Here is a 16,825-nt window from a genome sequence, read left to right as displayed (position 1 = left end):
TTGAGCTTATTATAGCATGGATTATTCATACGGTAAATATACAAAACAAGGAATTTGTCCGATTTTTATACTCAATTCTGTGGAATACTTCCAGAAATGCGCCTTCGTTCTCCATAATGGGAACCGAAGGCGCAGATTTTTTCACTGTACTAGAACTGATTTTCTCAGTGTCCTCCTAATTTCGATGCAGAATCGGGCTGACACGCTTATACAACAACATGGTAACTGCGGAAACTAAAATACCCTTGACCAGATTAAACGGTGCTACCGCCAGCAAAATGAAGGACCAAAGATCATGGATTGCCGGATTCACTGCGGTCCCCATTTGCACCAGCGCCTGAAGCGGCATATGAAACACCGTAGCATAAAACGGAAGCAGAACAAAATAATTGATAGCGCAGCCGAACAATACCAGACACAGAATCCCAATTCCCAGGCCAAAACACGCATATTTTTTGCACTTATGACGCTGATACAGGATCGCCGCCGGCAAAACGATGGCACAACCTAATATAAAGTTTGCCAACTCGCCAACGCCGCCCGTTGTTGTGCCGTTTATTACAAGATTCAGCAAAATTTTAATCAATTCAATCATTACGCCGGCCAGCGGCCCCATTGCAAAACCTCCGATTAATACGGGAAGTTCACTGAGATCCATTTTGTAGAAATTCGGTGCAAACCACAAAGGAAATTCAAACAGCATCAGAATCGTAGCGATTGCGGAAAGAACCCCAATTTGCGCAATCGACCTCGGTTGAAAGAGCTTAATGTTTCTTTCGGCCATTATAAAACCTCCCTTTCCGTGTTGGTTCTGTATAAACCGCTATTTTGCAAAAAAGGCATGAGCGCTTTCCAAAGTACACCGGAAATGGCGCTGTTCAACCCCGCTTTTAACAGATTAAACGGCACAATTCCCGGAAGAATCAGCGCATCTACCACTGACTTGGGCGTTCCAAAAAAATGAACAGTAAATATGTAATTCATTGGAATCATAATCGCCGTCATCGCGAGGGTGCCTAATATCATCCCCAATACCGCGTCGAAAAATTTATGCCTGTGCTGATAGAAAAAGCCCACCAAAGCCACCAGTGCGCCGGAAGCAGCAAAATGCATTACCAAACCTACCCAGCCGTTTCCTCCAAACAGGAACGCCTGTATTATGGAAATAATCAACAGAATCAATAGGGATGGTCCTGGGCCAAACATCAAAGCGGCAATTAAAATCGGAGCGTCCGCCATATCGTATTCCAAAAAAGGTGCCGCAGGAACAATGGGAATGCGGACAAACGCCATCAGAACAACCGCAACGGCAGCAAGCATGGCAAGCTGCGTCATACTGACAAGACTTTTCTTTACGTTTGCTTTCATAAAAAGACTCCTTTTTTAGCCGCCAACGAAAAAAGTCCCACAGTAAAATACTGTGGGACGAGAAAACGCAATATTTGCCTCTTCTTTTATCCGGACTATACCGTCGGCTTTGGAATCAAACCAAAATCTGCAACTTTCGTCGCTCGTGGGCTTGTCGGTCTGCAACCGCATTACCACCGGTGGGGAATTACACCCCGCCCCGAAGACAGCTTATTTTATTTGATTAGCAGTATAGCACAGTTCCATTCGGCTGTCAATCATTCTGCTAAATACTGTTTTGGAATATTTTTTTCAACAATAGACTGAATGAAATTCATGTTAAACTTTGGCGTATATTTTCTGACGCCATGGGCCGACGCCAACTGGTCGGAATACTGGCTGAGCGGATAAATAGTCAGCCCGGCACAGTGTTGGCCGTAATGCGTCACAACCGGCTTAAATTTCATGTCCGTAAACGTGGTTTTATTGGTTGTAAAATCCTTTGTCATGGTCACCGTAAGCAGACCGCTAACCATATTCATGCCAGACTGCTGCGCCGAAACAAAATTTCCGAACGAAAAAATGACCGGGCATTTGGTACCATCACTGCGGGTAAGCACGGTTAACTGCTGCAAAACATGCGGATGGTTGCCGAAAATGATATCTGCCCCCCAGTCTACCATGTTTTGCGCAAGCGTTTTCTGTTTCTCCGTCAATGTAAAGGTATTCTCGGTTCCCCAATGAGCGGATACCACCACAACGTCGGCCATACTTTTTGCTTTTTTAATCAGATGTTCAATCAGCTGTGTATTATCCGCATAGACAATGCGATAGGGTGAATTTTTGGGGAGATATAGTCCGTTCGTCATTTCGGTAATTCCGATATAGGCGGTCTTGATTCCCTTCGCTTCTACAATTCGTATGTTTTCCAGATCAGCGTCATTTCGATACGCCCCTATTGCCTTAACCGGCTTGGTATCCCAATAGTCAAGCGTGGCCTCCAACCCTTTCTGCCTTTGGTCCAGCACATGGTTATTTGCGTGATTAATGACATCAAATCCGAGGTCAACCAGTTCGTCCCCAAGCTGTGTTGGTGAATTAAAGAGCGGATATCCGGAGAGCGGTGCAACCTTACTCGCCAGAACCGTCTCCTGATTGATGACGGAAATATCTGCATTCTTAATGTCACTGGCGACCCTTTCGTATACCGGGGAAAAATCATATCCCTTGCCGTCCGCACGCTTTGCCGCCTGCTTATAGATCACATCATGGATCAGATTATCCCCAGTTCCCAAAATGGTAATAGACACCGGCTTTGGCACCGGTTTAGAGGAAGATTCCTGTGAAGAGGATGAGGGTTTTGATGAGGAAACTTCGGAAGCATATGCCGAAGAAATCGGAAGCTGATTTTCCTTGCCCTGCTGGCGTAGCAAAAATACCATACCGGACACACAGGCGCCAACCAGAACCACTGCTGTGGCCACACGTACCGCAATTCGTTTTCCTGATGCTTTTCGATTTGTTTTCATATTAATCTCCATAATTTTGTGATGTTTGGATTATATCACAAATAACTCAAAATTTCTACAGCAGCATATCGATTTAAAACAGAAAAAGACACAAAAAGCCCCATCCTTTTCAGGATGGGGCTAATCATGTCAAAGACTAATTAATCATTAATCTTGATAACAGCACCGGAACCAACGGTGTGGCCGCCTTCACGGATAGCGAAACGGAGGCCTTCTTCAATAGCGATAGGAGTAATAAGCTCAACGTCCATTTCAACGTTATCGCCAGGCATGCACATCTCTACACCTTCGGGAAGAGAAATAACGCCTGTTACGTCTGTGGTTCTGAAATAGAACTGAGGACGATAGTTGTTGAAGAACGGGGTATGACGGCCGCCTTCGTCCTTGGTCAGCACGTAAACCTGGCCACGGAACTTGGTGTGCGGGTGAATGGTGCCCGGCTTAGACAGAACCTGGCCGCGTTCGATTTCATTCTTCTGGATACCACGGAGCAGAACACCGATGTTATCGCCTGCTTCAGCAAAATCCAGAGTCTTACGGAACATTTCGAGGCCGGTAATAACAGACTTCTTACGCTCCTCGGTCAGACCGATGATTTCGACTTCTTCGCCAACCTTAGCGGTGCCGCGTTCCACTCTACCGGTAGCAACTGTGCCACGGCCGGTAATGGTGAATACGTCTTCAACAGGCATCAGGAAAGGAAGGTCAGCCTTACGGGTCGGAGTCGGGATGAATTCGTCAACAGCATCCATCAACTCATGGATGCACTTGTATTCCGGTGCATTCGGATCGGTGGAAGTGGACTCAAGAGCAGCAAGAGCAGATCCACGGATGATCGGGGTATCGTCGCCCGGGAATTCATACTCGTTCAGGAGGTCACGAATTTCCATCTCTACGAGGTCAAGGAGTTCCGGATCGTCAACCTGGTCTACCTTATTCATGAAAACAACGATGTAAGGCACGCCCACCTGACGGGAAAGAAGGATGTGCTCTCTGGTCTGCGGCATCGGGCCGTCAGCAGCAGAAACAACGAGGATAGCGCCGTCCATCTGAGCAGCACCGGTAATCATGTTCTTAACATAGTCGGCATGGCCGGGGCAGTCAACGTGAGCATAGTGACGTTTCTCAGTCTGATACTCAACGTGAGCGGTATTAATTGTAATGCCGCGTTCTCTCTCTTCAGGAGCCTTATCGATATTGGCGTAATCCATGAATTCGGCTTCACCGTTGAAGTGAAGAACCTTAGTAATAGCAGCAGTCAGGGTGGTTTTGCCGTGGTCAACGTGACCAATTGTACCAATGTTTACGTGTGGTTTGGATCTGTCAAACTTTTCTTTTGCCATTGGAATTCCTCCTTTTTATTGTACAAATACAAATTTTACAGTTAAACTATGCCTATCATTTTATCAATTAAATGTATAAAAATCAAGCATATTTTTCAAGTTATTCCGCCTTTTTGCCGTGCTCGGAAATAATCTTCTCAGAAATATTCTTCGGAACTTCCTGAGAGGTTGCGGGTTCCATAACATACTGGCCGCGGCCCTGTGTTTTGGAGCGCATGTCCGTTGCATAGCCAAACATTTCGGAAAGCGGAACGTGAGCGCGAATCTGCTGAGCGCCGGAAACCGCGTCCATGCCTTCGATGAGGCCGCGACGAGAGTTCAGGTCGCCGATAATGTCACCCATGTACTCTTCCGGAACGGTAACGGTAACCTTCATGATCGGTTCAAGGATAACCGGGTCGGCCTTCCTCATTGCCTCTTTGAACGCCATAGAACCGGCGATCTTAAATGCCATTTCAGAGGAGTCGACTTCATGATAGGAACCGTCGTACAGAGTAACCTTCACGTCGCAGACCGGATAACCAGCAAGAACGCCGGAGAGCATTGCTCCCTGAATACCTTGGTCAACAGCCGGGATATACTCTTTCGGAATCGCACCGCCGACAACAGCGTTGACAAACTCGTAGCCCTTGCCCGGATTCGGCTCAATTCTGATTTTAACGTGACCATACTGGCCGCGGCCGCCGGACTGACGAGCGTACTTCGTATCAACATCTGCATTGCTACGAATGGTTTCCTTGTAAGCAACCTGCGGCTTACCGACGTTTGCTTCCACGTGGAATTCACGCAGCAGACGGTCAACAATGATTTCCAGGTGAAGTTCACCCATACCGGCAATAATGGTCTGGCCGGTTTCCTCATTGGTATACGCACGGAAAGTCGGGTCTTCTTCTGCAAGCTTCGCAAGAGCAATACCCATTTTTTCCTGACCGGCCTTCGTTTTCGGCTCGATAGCAACTTCGATAACCGGATCAGGGAACTCCATGGATTCCAGAATGATCGGATGAGCAGCATCGCAGAGCGTATCGCCAGTTGTCGTGCTTTTCAAACCAACAGCGGCTGCAATATCACCGGCATACACTTTTTCAATGTCCTGGCGGTGGTTTGCGTGCATCTGCAGAATACGGCCGATTCTTTCATTGGTGTCTTTCGTGGAGTTATAAACGGTGGAACCTGCATCCAATGTACCGGAGTACACACGGAAGAAGCACAGTTTACCAACAAACGGGTCGGTCGCAATCTTAAATGCGAGTGCGGCAAACGGCTCGTCATCGCTGGAATGGCAATCTCTTTCTTCCCCGGTTTCCGGGTCGGTACCCCGAATTGCCGGGATATCGGTCGGAGCAGGCATAAAGGCGACAATGGCGTCAAGCAGCTTCTGAACACCCTTGTTGCGGTAGGAAGTACCGCAGGTGACAGGCACCATCTTGTTGTCAATCGTAGCTTTACGAATGGTTGCGATGATTTCTTCCTTCGTAATTTCTTCGCCGCTCAGATATTTCTCCATAAGAGCGTCGTCCTGTTCAGCGACATTCTCAATGAGTTCGGTATGATATTTTTCGGCAAGTTCCTTCATGTCTTCCGGAATATCCTCAACATGCATTTCCTTGCCCATTTCGTCATAGTACACGTCGGCCTTCATATCAATCAGATCGATGATGCCCTTGAAGGTATCTTCGGCGCCGATTGGCAACTGAATCGGAACGGCATTGCACTTCAGACGGTCTTTCATCATCTGAACCACACGATAAAAGTCAGCGCCCATGATGTCCATTTTGTTGACGTAAGCCATACGAGGAACATGATATTCCTCCGCCTGACGCCAAACCGTTTCGGACTGCGGCTCAACGCCACCCTTTGCACAGAAAACTGTTACAGAGCCGTCGAGCACACGCAGGGAGCGTTCAACTTCAACCGTAAAGTCCACGTGGCCAGGGGTGTCGATGATGTTGATTCTGTGCCCTTTCCAAAAGCAGGTAGTTGCGGCGGAGGTAATGGTAATACCTCTTTCCTGCTCCTGGACCATCCAGTCCATCGTTGCGGCACCATCATGCACTTCGCCTATCTTATGGTTAATACCCGTATAATACAGGATGCGTTCAGTTGTAGTTGTTTTACCAGCGTCAATGTGAGCCATGATGCCGATATTTCTTGTTAATTCAAGTGGTACCTGCCTTGGCATAGTTTCCTCCTTAATTCTGTAAACGAGATAAATTTGTCATTATAGAAATGAATCTGGCGGACATCGCCGGATTACCATCTGTAATGAGCAAATGCCTTGTTGGCCTCCGCCATCTTATGCGTATCATCACGCTTTTTGGCGGCGCCGCCTGCACCATTTACAGCATCAAGGATTTCACCGGCAAGTCTTTCTTTCATTGTCTTTTCGGATCTGATTCTGGAATAAGTCGTGATCCAGCGCAGTCCTAAAGTTTGTCTTCTTTCAGGGCGAACTTCCATAGGAACCTGATAGGTTGCACCGCCGACGCGGCGAGCCTTAACTTCGAGAGCAGGCATTACATTTTCCATTGCTGCTTCAAAGACTTCAAGGGGTTCCTTTCCTGTTTTCTCCCTGACAATATCGAATGCGCCATAAACGATCTTCTGGGCTACACCCTTCTTACCGTCGACCATTACATTATTCACAAGGCGAGTAACAAGTTTTGAGTTATAAAGCGGGTCCGGCAAAACATCACGTTTTGCAACATTACCTCTTCTTGGCACTTTACTTCCCTCCTTCACAAAAATGATATCATAGGTACTCGAAAGCGACAAACTCCCGTTGGCCAACACAGAGGCGTCCAATATATTATATATAAACGCCGCCGCATTATGTTATAAAAACATGCAGCCGTTCGGATTCTGTCAAAAAATTTCCCTTATTTTTTTGCAGCTTTTGCTGCGCCAGCCTTCGGACGCTTCGCGCCGTACTTGGAACGAGCCTGCATACGATTAGCAACGCCCTGAGCATCAAGGGTACCGCGGATGATGTGATAACGCACACCAGGCAGATCCTTAACACGGCCGCCACGAATCATAACAACGCTGTGCTCCTGCAGGTTATGGCCGATACCCGGAATATAAGCACTGACTTCAATGCCGTTAGAAAGTCTTACTCTAGCAATTTTTCTCAAAGCAGAGTTCGGCTTCTTCGGGGTAGCGGTTTTAACCGTAGTGCACACGCCGCGCTTTTGCGGGGAATCCTGATCAATTGCGACACGCTTTTTGGAGTTCCATCCCTTTAACAGCGCAGGGGCCTTCGCCTTTGTAACGGCAACTTCTCTGCCCTTGTGGACTAACTGGTTAAATGTTGGCATAAGACACCTCCTCACAGTAAGTTAATATGTTAAGCGGATTTTATTTTATCCGCAAAACAGCAAAATAAGCAACTGATTTCAACAAATAAGTGCCTTCCTGCTCCGGTTATCATCGAAGCAGGAAGACCTTACATCATCAAACCATCACAATTGTTAATTATAACGCTATACTGCATCATTTGTCAATACATCATTTGCGGGCTCAATTTCTACATTATTGTAGCACTTCATGCCGGTACCTGCAGGAATCAGCTTACCGATAATGACATTTTCCTTCAGGCCGAGCAGCGGGTCAACCTTGCCCTTAATGGCGGCATCGGTAAGAACACGTGTCGTTTCCTGGAAGGATGCGGCGGAGAGGAACGAATCTGTAGCCAGAGAAGCCTTTGTAATACCAAGCAGAACCGGGGTATAGGTTGCTTCACGCAGATCGGTTTCGCCGTTGGCGATTCTCTCTCGAATGGCTTCGTTCTCTGCTTCCAGCTCGCTCTTTTCTACGAGGGAGCTCGGCAGCAACGTGGTGTCGCCCGCGTCTTCCACTCTTACCTTCTTCATCATCTGGCGTACGATAACTTCGATATGCTTATCGTTGATATCAACACCCTGCATCCGGTAAACACGCTGTACTTCTTCAATCAGATAATCCTGAACGGCCTCTGTGCCGCTGATAGCAAGAACGTCATGCGGATTGACAGAGCCTTCGGTAATCCGGGTGCCGGCCTTGATTTCCTGGCCTTCTGTAACAATAATGCGGGAGCCAAACGGAATCAGGTACGACTTCGATTCACCGGTTTCATTATTGGTAACCACAACATGGCGGTTTTTCTTAACTTCCTCAAAGGAAACCACACCGGGAATTTCGCTGATGATTGCAAGATGCTTCGGTTTACGGCCTTCAAAAAGTTCCTCAACACGCGGCAGACCCTGTGTAATATCTTCCGCACTGGCGACACCGCCCGTATGGAAGGTTCTCATGGTCAACTGCGTACCAGGTTCACCGATGGACTGAGCAGCAATAATGCCGACCGCCTCACCGACGTTAACCGGCTGGCCGTTTGCAAGGTTCGCACCGTAGCACTTCTTGCAGACGCCATGCTTTGCGCGGCAATTGAGGATAGAGCGGATTTTGATGCGCTTGACGCCCCTGCCGACAATAATATCGGCATCTTCGTCGGTCATCATCTTATCCTTGGATACCAGAACCTCACCGGTCTTCTCATCCACAAAGTCTTCTACAAGGTAACGTCCGATCAAACGCTCGTGCATCGTTTCAATGGCTTCCTTGCCTTCGCAGATATCGAATACTTCCAGACCTTCCGTTGTACCGCAGTCGTCCTCACGGATAATCACATCCTGTGAAACGTCGACCAGACGGCGGGTCAGATAACCGGAGTCAGCCGTTCTCAGAGCGGTATCGGCCAGACCCTTTCGAGCACCACGGGAAGAAATGAAGTATTCCAAAATGTTCAGACCTTCACGGTAGTTCGCACGAATTGGGATTTCAATGGTACGGCCGGAGGTATTTGCAATCAAACCACGCATACCGGCCAACTGGCGAATCTGGCTCATAGAACCACGAGCACCGGAATCCGCCATCATGAAGATCGGGTTGTAACGGTCCAGATTCTTCTGCAGAGCGTCCGAAACATCGTCCGTTGCTTTTGCCCATGTTTTCAGAACAGCGTTGTAACGTTCGTTCTCAGAGAACAAACCGTTCTTATACTGTTCCATAATGATGTCGATCTTCTGCTCCGCATCGGCGATAATCTGCTTTTTCTCCGGCGGAATAGTCGCATCTCCGACGGCAACGGTAATAGCACTCAATGTAGAGTACTTATAACCCTGCGCCTTAATGCTATCCAGAACATCGGCGGTTTCGGCCGTGCCATGGATTTTAATACATTTATCAATAATTTTTCCAAGCTGCTTTTTGCCAACCAGGAAATCAATTTCAAATTTAAAGAGGTTTTCCGGCTTGGAGCGGTCAACAAATCCCAGATCCTGCGGAATCGGGCGGTTGAAAATCATGCGGCCAACCGTAGTATCCACCAGTCTGGAGACCTTTTCCCCGTTAATCTCCATTGTTCTGCGCACTTTGATTTTCGCATGCAGGCCAACCACTTTCGCGTCATAGGCCATAATTGCCTCATCATAGTCGCGGAACACCTTGCCCTCGCCGACTTCGCCGTCCTTATCCAATGTAAGGTAGTAGGAACCCAGAACCATGTCCTGCGTAGGCACTGTGACCGGGCGTCCGTCGGAAGGTTTCAGCAGGTTGCCCGCAGCAAGCATCAGGAAGCGGGCCTCCGCCTGCGCTTCTGCGGAAAGCGGCACGTGAACAGCCATCTGGTCGCCATCAAAGTCCGCGTTGTAAGCCGTACAGGCCAACGGATGCAGTTTCAAGGCACGACCTTCCACCAGTACCGGTTCAAATGCCTGAATGCCCAGTCTGTGCAGCGTAGGTGCACGGTTCAGCAGAACCGGGTGGTTTTTAATGACGATTTCCAGCGCATCCCACACTTCCGGCTTTGCACGTTCCACCGCTTTACGGGCGGCTTTAATGTTGCCGGCGGCTCCGGTTTCCACCAGACGCTTCATCACAAACGGTTTGAAGAGTTCCAGCGCCATTTCCTTTGGAAGACCGCACTGGTACATTTTCAGTTCAGGACCGACAACGATAACGGAACGGCCGGAATAGTCAACACGTTTGCCCAACAGGTTCTGACGGAAACGGCCCTGCTTGCCTTTCAGCATATCAGAAAGGGATTTCAGCGGGCGGTTGTTCGGGCCGGTAACCGGTCTGCCACGGCGGCCATTGTCAATCAGCGCGTCAACGGCTTCCTGCAGCATTCTCTTCTCGTTGCGCACGATAATGTCCGGCGCACCCAGTTCCAACAATCTTTTCAAACGATTGTTGCGGTTAATGACGCGGCGGTAAAGGTCGTTCAAATCCGACGTGGCAAAACGGCCGCCGTCGAGCTGCACCATAGGACGGATATCCGGTGGAATAACCGGAACCACATCAAGGATCATCCATTCCGGGCGGTTGCCGGAAAGGCGGAATGCTTCCACTACTTCAAGGCGTTTTAAAATACGAACACGTTTTTGGCCGGAAGCACCTTCCAGCTCCGCTTTCAATTCTTCGGAAGTCTGGTCAAGGTCAATTTCTTCCAGAAGCTTTTTAATCGCTTCTGCACCCATACCTGCCTCAAAGTCATCCTCATATTTTTCACGCATATCGCGGTATTCTTTTTCATTTAGAAGCTGCTTTTTCTGCAGTTCGCGCACATTGCCCGGATCCGTAACGATATAAAGGGCAAAATACAGAACTTTTTCCAGCATACGGGGAGAAATGTCCAGAATCAAACCCATTCTAGACGGAATTCCCTTAAAATACCAGATATGGGAAACCGGAGCGGCCAGTTCAATATGGCCCATCCGCTCGCGGCGCACTTTCGCGCGGGTAACCTCAACACCGCAGCGTTCGCACACCTTGCCCTTATAACGGATTCGCTTGTACTTTCCACAGTGGCATTCCCAGTCCTTAGTAGGTCCAAAAATGCGTTCGCAGAACAAGCCGTCGCGTTCCGGTTTCAAGGTACGATAGTTTATGGTTTCGGGCTTTTTCACTTCACCGTGGGACCATTCCCGGATTTTTTCCGGTGAAGCAAGTCCGATCTTAATCGATTCAAAAGTATTAAATTCCATGCTGCATCCCCCTTATTCTATATCGCCATCGCCATCGCCTGAAATAAGGTCAAAGGGTTCGTCCTTATCGAATTCATCATCGCTCTCTTCGCTTACATAGCCGTCGGATTCATCAAACAGATCATCCTCTTCGGGCTCATCAACGGAGTATCCTTCCAGGTCATCGGCAACATTCTGTTCGTCGAAATTGCCTTCCGTAGGATTAAAGCTAATGTCGTCGTCATCGTCAAAGTTCTGCTTCAAATCAATTTCATCATTGTTTTTGTCAAGAACCTTAACGTCAAGACCCAAAGACTGAAGTTCCTTAATCAGGACTTTGAACGATTCCGGAACACCCGGTTCAGGAATGTTCTGACCCTTTACAATGGATTCGTAAGTCTTAACACGGCCAACCACATCGTCGGATTTCACGGTAAGGATTTCCTGCAGAGTATAGGCTGCGCCGTAAGCTTCCAGCGCCCAAACTTCCATTTCTCCGAAACGCTGGCCGCCGAACTGTGCCTTGCCGCCCAAAGGCTGCTGGGTAACAAGGGAGTACGGGCCGGTGGAACGGGCATGGATTTTATCGTCAACCAGGTGATGCAGCTTTAGGTAGTACATAATACCAACGGTAACCGGATTATCAAAATACTCGCCGGTTCTTCCGTCTCTCAGGCGGGTCTTGCCGTCTTCGCTGATTCCCGCCTGACGGAAGCATTCCACGATATCGTCTTCGTGTGCGCCGTCAAAAACAGGGGTCATAATCTTCCAGCCGAGGAGTTTTGCCGCATAGCCAAGGTGAACTTCCAGCACCTGACCGATGTTCATACGAGAAGGCACGCCCAGGGGGTTCAGGACGATGTCAAGCGGAGTGCCGTCCGGCAGAACCGGCATGTCTTCGACCGGGAGGATACGGGAAACAACACCCTTATTACCATGGCGGCCGGCCATCTTATCACCGACGGAAATTTTACGCTTCTGGGCAATGTAGCAGCGAACTACTTTGTTAACGCCGGGGCTCAGCTCGTCGTGGCTGTTTTCACGGTTAAAGACCTTAACATCCACAACAATACCGTATTCACCGTGCGGTACGCGCAGGGAAGTATCGCGGACTTCACGAGCCTTTTCGCCAAAGATGGCACGCAGCAGACGTTCTTCTGCAGTCAGTTCGGTTTCGCCCTTTGGCGTTACCTTGCCAACCAGAATGTCGCCCGCACGAACCTCAGCACCAATGCGGATAATGCCATTTTCGTCAAGGTCACGCAGAAGGTCTTCGTTGACGTTCGGAATATCGCGGGTAATTTCTTCCGGCCCAAGTTTGGTATCTCGAGCTTCGATTTCATATTCCTCAATATGAATAGAGGTATAAACGTCCTCACGGACAATTTTTTCACTGATCAGAACGGCGTCTTCGTAGTTGTAACCTTCCCAGGTCATAAATCCAATTAGGGCGTTCTTGCCAAGACTGATTTCACCGTTTTTCGTTGCAGGGCCGTCGGCAATCACATCGCCGACCTCCACGCGCTGATTCACATCAACAATCGGAACCTGATTAATGCAGGTTCCTTGGTTGGAACGCGCGAACTTAATGATATGGTATACATCAATCGCACCGTCATCGGTCGCAACGCGGACCTCGTCGGCGCTTACGCTACGGACCACACCGGCGCGCTTTGCAAGAACACAAACACCGGAATCCGTACCGGCTTTGTATTCAATACCGGTGCCGACAATCGGGGCTTCAGTTCTCAAAAGCGGAACCGCCTGCCGCTGCATGTTGGAACCCATCAGTGCACGGTTTGCGTCATCGTTTTCCAGGAATGGAATCATCGCCGTAGCAACCGAAACAACCATTCTTGGCGAAACGTCCATATAATCCGCGCGTTCACGTTCAACTTCCAGGAATTCATCGCGGTAACGGGCGTTTACCTTGGCGTTTTTAAAACGTCCCTGCTCGTCCAAAGGCTCGTTTGCCTGGGCGACAATATAGTCATCCTCCATGTCCGCCGTCATATAGACCACTTCACGTGTTACACAGCCGGTCTTTTTATCCACGCGACGGAAAGGAGCTTCAATAAATCCATATTCGTTGATTCTTGCAAAGGTTGCCAGATACGAAATCAGACCGATGTTCGGACCTTCTGGCGTTTCAATTGGGCACATGCGGCCATAATGGCTGTAGTGAACGTCACGCACTTCGAATCCAGCACGGTCTCTGGACAAACCTCCGGGGCCCAATGCAGACAAACGGCGTTTATGTGTCAGTTCGGCAAGCGGGTTAGTCTGATCCATAAACTGAGAAAGCGGAGAAGAACCGAAAAACTCGCGAATAGCCGCCACTACAGGACGAATATTAATAAGAGAATGTGGTGTCAGCGATTCCAAATCCTGCGCCTGCAAAGTCATTCTTTCGCGGATCACGCGCTCCAGACGGGAAAAGCCGATGCGGAACTGATTCTGCAGCAATTCGCCGACCGAACGGATACGACGGTTGCCCAAATGGTCAATGTCGTCTGTGGTGCCAAGGCCAACCGCAAGGCAGTTCATATAGTTGATGGAAGAGAAGATATCGTCGATGATGATGTGCTTCGGAATCAGTTCATCAATTCTGGCCTTGATAGCATCTTTCTGTTCTTCTTCCGTGGTGCAGGTTTCCAAAATTTCCGCAAGCACACTGAAACGCACGCGCTCGTTTACGCCGCATTCCGCTTTTGCATCGAAAGAAACAAAGTTGTTGATATCGACCATGCCGTTGGAAATAACCTTGACTTCCTTTTCGTTAACGGAAACATACACAACGCTGACGCCGGCGTCATCCATTTCCTTCGCCTTGTCGTGGCTAATGATTTCGCCCTCTTCCGCCATCAGTTCACCGGTCAGCGGATTGACCACCGGGCGGGTGACCTTTTGGCCGGTAATACGGCCGGCAAGGTTCAGCTTCTTATTATATTTATAGCGGCCGACACGGGAAAGGTCATAGCGGCGCGCATCAAAAAACAAGCCGTTAATATGGGACTGGGCACTTTCAATGGTAGGCGGCTCGCTCGGTCTTAATTTACGGTATACTTCGAACAGAGCTTCTTCCGTATTTTTGCAGGGATCCTTTTCAATCGTCGCATTAATCCGGTCGTCGTCGCCGAAATATTCGCGGATTTCCGCATCGGTTCCCAGACCAAGCGCACGGATAAACACAGTCACCGGGATTTTACGGTTTTTATCGATACGAACGTAAAATACGTCATTCGCATCATTTTCATATTCAAGCCAGGCGCCGCGGTTCGGAATCACCGTAGAACTGAAAAGTTCCTTACCGGTTTTATCATACTCCATTTTATAGTAAACGCCAGGGGAGCGAACCAGCTGGGATACAATAACACGTTCTGCACCGTTGATTACAAAGGTACCACTTTCGGTCATCAGAGGGAAATCCCCCATAAAGACCTCGGACTCTTTAATCTCCCCGGTTTCTTTATTAAGCAGGCGGGCTGTCACGCGGAGAGGTGCAGCATAAGTAGCGTCGCGTTCCTTGCATTCCTCTACGCTGTAATTGGGCTTGTCATCATCCAGTTTATAATCCACAAAGTCCAGCACAAGGTTTCCGGTATAATCCGTAATACCTGAAACGTCCTTGAAAACTTCCTTCAACCCTTCGTCCAAAAACCATTGATAGGAATTTTTCTGAACCTCAATCAGGTTCGGCATATCCAGAACCTCGTCGATTCGCCCGAAGCTCATGCGGACCTCTTTGCCAACTTTCACCGGTTTGACATTCACCATCGGCTTAATCACTCCATTCATATATTTACCATCCGCGGCATAAATTAAGCACAAAAACAATTTGCTTCATCATTGCTTTCTTAAGCATTTTACGATATTCTCTTGCCTTTTTCGAAGCGTTGTGATATTATATAAAAAATAGACATGAGTATATGTTTCCATGATGATGCAGTATATTATTTTATTACAATATATTGTGATTGTCAAGCTGTTTCTCTCTTTTTTTCACACAAATTTGCCGGCGGTCGTTTGACCGCCGGCTGTTTTATTTTATTTGTGATTTTTACGGGAATGAACGGCACTTATTTCTGCGCCTGAGTCCCAGAGTCAATCGACTCGAATGTATAAGAATCAAGCTTCTCACGTACTACTGCGGAAATTTCGTCGTAAATCCGATAAAACCGGCAGGAAGTCTTGGCGCAGTCGTATTCCTCCTGTTGGCAGCGGCTAATCATGTACGGTCCTTCCACCGACTCTATCACCTGACGAAGGGTGATCTCCCCTGGCTTTCGGGCAAGCGTATATCCTCCCCGCGCGCCCTTATACGACAGTACCAGCCCGCCTGCCACGAGCTTGCGCAGAATTTTCAGTGCAAACCGCAGCGGCACCTGTGTTTCCTCAGAAATGGTATGGGCATCGATTCTGGACTGTGTCATCGAGAGCATTTCCACAATACGAACCGCATAATCGGCTTCCAGAGTCATTACCATTGCTGTTTCCCCTTAATCCAAAAAGTCCTTCAGTTTCTTGCTGCGGCTGGGATGGCGAAGCTTACGGAGCGCTTTTGCCTCAATCTGGCGAATACGTTCTCTGGTTACATTAAATTCTTTTCCTACTTCCTCCAGTGTACGGGAACGACCGTCCTCCAAACCGAAACGAAGACGAAGCACTTTCTCTTCCCTGGGGGTCAGTGTATCCAACACATCGGCAAGCTGCTCCTTGAGCAGGATATGCGAAGCGGCATCCACCGGCGCAGGGGCGTCGTCATCCGGGATAAAATCGCCCAGGTGGCTGTCTTCCTCCTCGCCGATCGGCGTTTCCAGCGAAACCGGTTCCTGTGCAACACGCATAATTTCGCGCACCTTGTCTACCGGCATGTCAAGCTCTTCTGAAATTTCATCCGCTGTCGGTTCGTGGCCGTTGGTATGCAGCAGCTGGCTAGACACCTTTTTTACTTTGTTGATGGTTTCCACCATATGCACCGGGATGCGGATGGTTCTTGCCTGGTCGGCAATAGCACGGGTAATTGCCTGACGAATCCACCAAGTCGCATACGTGGAAAATTTAAAGCCTTTGGTATAATCAAATTTTTCAACAGCCTTAATCAAGCCCAGGTTGCCTTCCTGAATTAGGTCCAGGAACTGCATACCACGCCCAAGGTAGCGCTTTGCAATGCTGACAACCAGACGGAGGTTCGCCTCGGAAAGGCGCTTTTTTGCCGCCTCGTCGCCGTCTTTAATACGGATGGCAAGGTCGATTTCTTCCTCCGGGGTCAGCAGCGGCACACGGCCGATTTCCTTCAGGTAAACCTTGACCGGGTCATCAATGGAAATGCCCTCGGTGCTTAACGCCGCTTCCAGATCCTCGTTTTCATCGATTTGAATATCGAAATCCAAATCATCCAGAGGAGCGTCCCCAAAATCCTCTATAATTTCAACGCCAAGTCCTTCCAATGTATCATAAAACTTCTCGATCTGTTCCGGATCGAATTCCAGTTCGCCGATTGCATCAAGAATCTCTTTGGTGGAAAGTTGCCCCTTGCTTTTGCCTTGCTCGATCAATTCCCTGATAACCGTCTTTTTATCCGGTGCTCCCATTTTATATC

Annotated in this window: 11 protein-coding genes and 1 riboswitch; all 11 genes read right to left on the bottom strand. The window is 48.7% G+C overall.

Translation table 11 applies throughout. The features are described 5' to 3' along the window. Positions 1-175 precede the first annotated feature (175 nt). The gene (locus ACSVDI_RS07980) at positions 176-784 is read right to left on the bottom strand and encodes an ECF transporter S component (RefSeq protein ID WP_457941989.1); all 609 of its coding nucleotides are present in this window, start codon (positions 782-784) and stop codon (positions 176-178) included. Beyond that, positions 784-1,368, bottom strand: coding sequence for an ECF transporter S component (locus tag ACSVDI_RS07975; RefSeq protein ID WP_457941988.1), 585 nt, complete (start codon positions 1,366-1,368; stop codon positions 784-786). Before ACSVDI_RS07975 ends, ACSVDI_RS07980 begins: the two co-directional genes overlap by 1 nt. A gap of 74 nt (positions 1,369-1,442) precedes the next feature. Beyond that, positions 1,443-1,579: riboswitch (FMN riboswitch) on the bottom strand. 46 nt (positions 1,580-1,625) lie between these two features. After that, positions 1,626-2,876: a CapA family protein gene (locus tag ACSVDI_RS07970; protein WP_457941986.1), complete on the bottom strand. Its 1,251-nt coding sequence runs from the start codon at positions 2,874-2,876 to the stop codon at positions 1,626-1,628. Positions 2,877-3,016: 140 nt separating this feature from the next. Beyond that, positions 3,017-4,219, bottom strand: coding sequence for an elongation factor Tu (gene tuf / locus ACSVDI_RS07965; RefSeq protein WP_457941984.1), 1,203 nt, complete (start codon positions 4,217-4,219; stop codon positions 3,017-3,019). Positions 4,220-4,319: 100 nt separating this feature from the next. After that, entirely contained in the window at positions 4,320-6,401 is a 2,082-nt protein-coding gene (fusA, locus tag ACSVDI_RS07960; protein ID WP_457941983.1) for an elongation factor G, read from the bottom strand. Positions 6,402-6,472: 71 nt separating this feature from the next. Then, entirely contained in the window at positions 6,473-6,943 is a 471-nt protein-coding gene (gene rpsG / locus ACSVDI_RS07955) for a 30S ribosomal protein S7 (protein WP_457941981.1), read from the bottom strand. Positions 6,944-7,098: 155 nt separating this feature from the next. Continuing rightward, on the bottom strand, positions 7,099-7,536 hold the full coding sequence (gene rpsL / locus ACSVDI_RS07950) for a 30S ribosomal protein S12 (protein WP_457941979.1): 438 nt from the start codon (positions 7,534-7,536) through the stop codon (positions 7,099-7,101). 165 nt (positions 7,537-7,701) lie between these two features. After that, on the bottom strand, positions 7,702-11,244 hold the full coding sequence (rpoC, locus tag ACSVDI_RS07945; protein ID WP_457941977.1) for a DNA-directed RNA polymerase subunit beta': 3,543 nt from the start codon (positions 11,242-11,244) through the stop codon (positions 7,702-7,704). Between the two features lie 12 nt (positions 11,245-11,256). Then, the gene (gene rpoB, locus ACSVDI_RS07940) at positions 11,257-15,000 is read right to left on the bottom strand and encodes a DNA-directed RNA polymerase subunit beta (protein WP_457945620.1); all 3,744 of its coding nucleotides are present in this window, start codon (positions 14,998-15,000) and stop codon (positions 11,257-11,259) included. Between the two features lie 302 nt (positions 15,001-15,302). Then, a complete protein-coding gene (locus ACSVDI_RS07935; RefSeq protein WP_457941976.1) occupies positions 15,303-15,710 on the bottom strand; it encodes an RrF2 family transcriptional regulator in 408 nt (135 codons plus the stop codon). Positions 15,711-15,722: 12 nt separating this feature from the next. After that, on the bottom strand, positions 15,723-16,817 hold the full coding sequence (gene rpoD / locus ACSVDI_RS07930; protein ID WP_457941975.1) for an RNA polymerase sigma factor RpoD: 1,095 nt from the start codon (positions 16,815-16,817) through the stop codon (positions 15,723-15,725). Positions 16,818-16,825 lie beyond the last annotated feature (8 nt).

Source organism: Caproiciproducens sp. LBM24188, from assembly GCF_054130445.1.
Note: the sequence above shows the minus strand (reverse complement) of the source record. Positions and strands in the feature narration are given on the sequence as shown.

Coding starts and splice junctions, on each gene's coding strand:
- tuf (WP_457941984.1), bottom strand. CDS start 4,219: ATGGCAAAAGAAAAGTTTGACAGATCCAAACCACACGTAAACATTGGT.
- ACSVDI_RS07975 (WP_457941988.1), bottom strand. CDS start 1,368: ATGAAAGCAAACGTAAAGAAAAGTCTTGTCAGTATGACGCAGCTTGCC.
- rpoB (WP_457945620.1), bottom strand. CDS start 15,000: ATGGTGAATGTCAAACCGGTGAAAGTTGGCAAAGAGGTCCGCATGAGC.
- rpsL (WP_457941979.1), bottom strand. CDS start 7,536: ATGCCAACATTTAACCAGTTAGTCCACAAGGGCAGAGAAGTTGCCGTT.
- rpoC (WP_457941977.1), bottom strand. CDS start 11,244: ATGGAATTTAATACTTTTGAATCGATTAAGATCGGACTTGCTTCACCG.
- rpoD (WP_457941975.1), bottom strand. CDS start 16,817: ATGGGAGCACCGGATAAAAAGACGGTTATCAGGGAATTGATCGAGCAA.
- ACSVDI_RS07935 (WP_457941976.1), bottom strand. CDS start 15,710: ATGGTAATGACTCTGGAAGCCGATTATGCGGTTCGTATTGTGGAAATG.
- ACSVDI_RS07980 (WP_457941989.1), bottom strand. CDS start 784: ATGGCCGAAAGAAACATTAAGCTCTTTCAACCGAGGTCGATTGCGCAA.
- ACSVDI_RS07970 (WP_457941986.1), bottom strand. CDS start 2,876: ATGAAAACAAATCGAAAAGCATCAGGAAAACGAATTGCGGTACGTGTG.
- fusA (WP_457941983.1), bottom strand. CDS start 6,401: ATGCCAAGGCAGGTACCACTTGAATTAACAAGAAATATCGGCATCATG.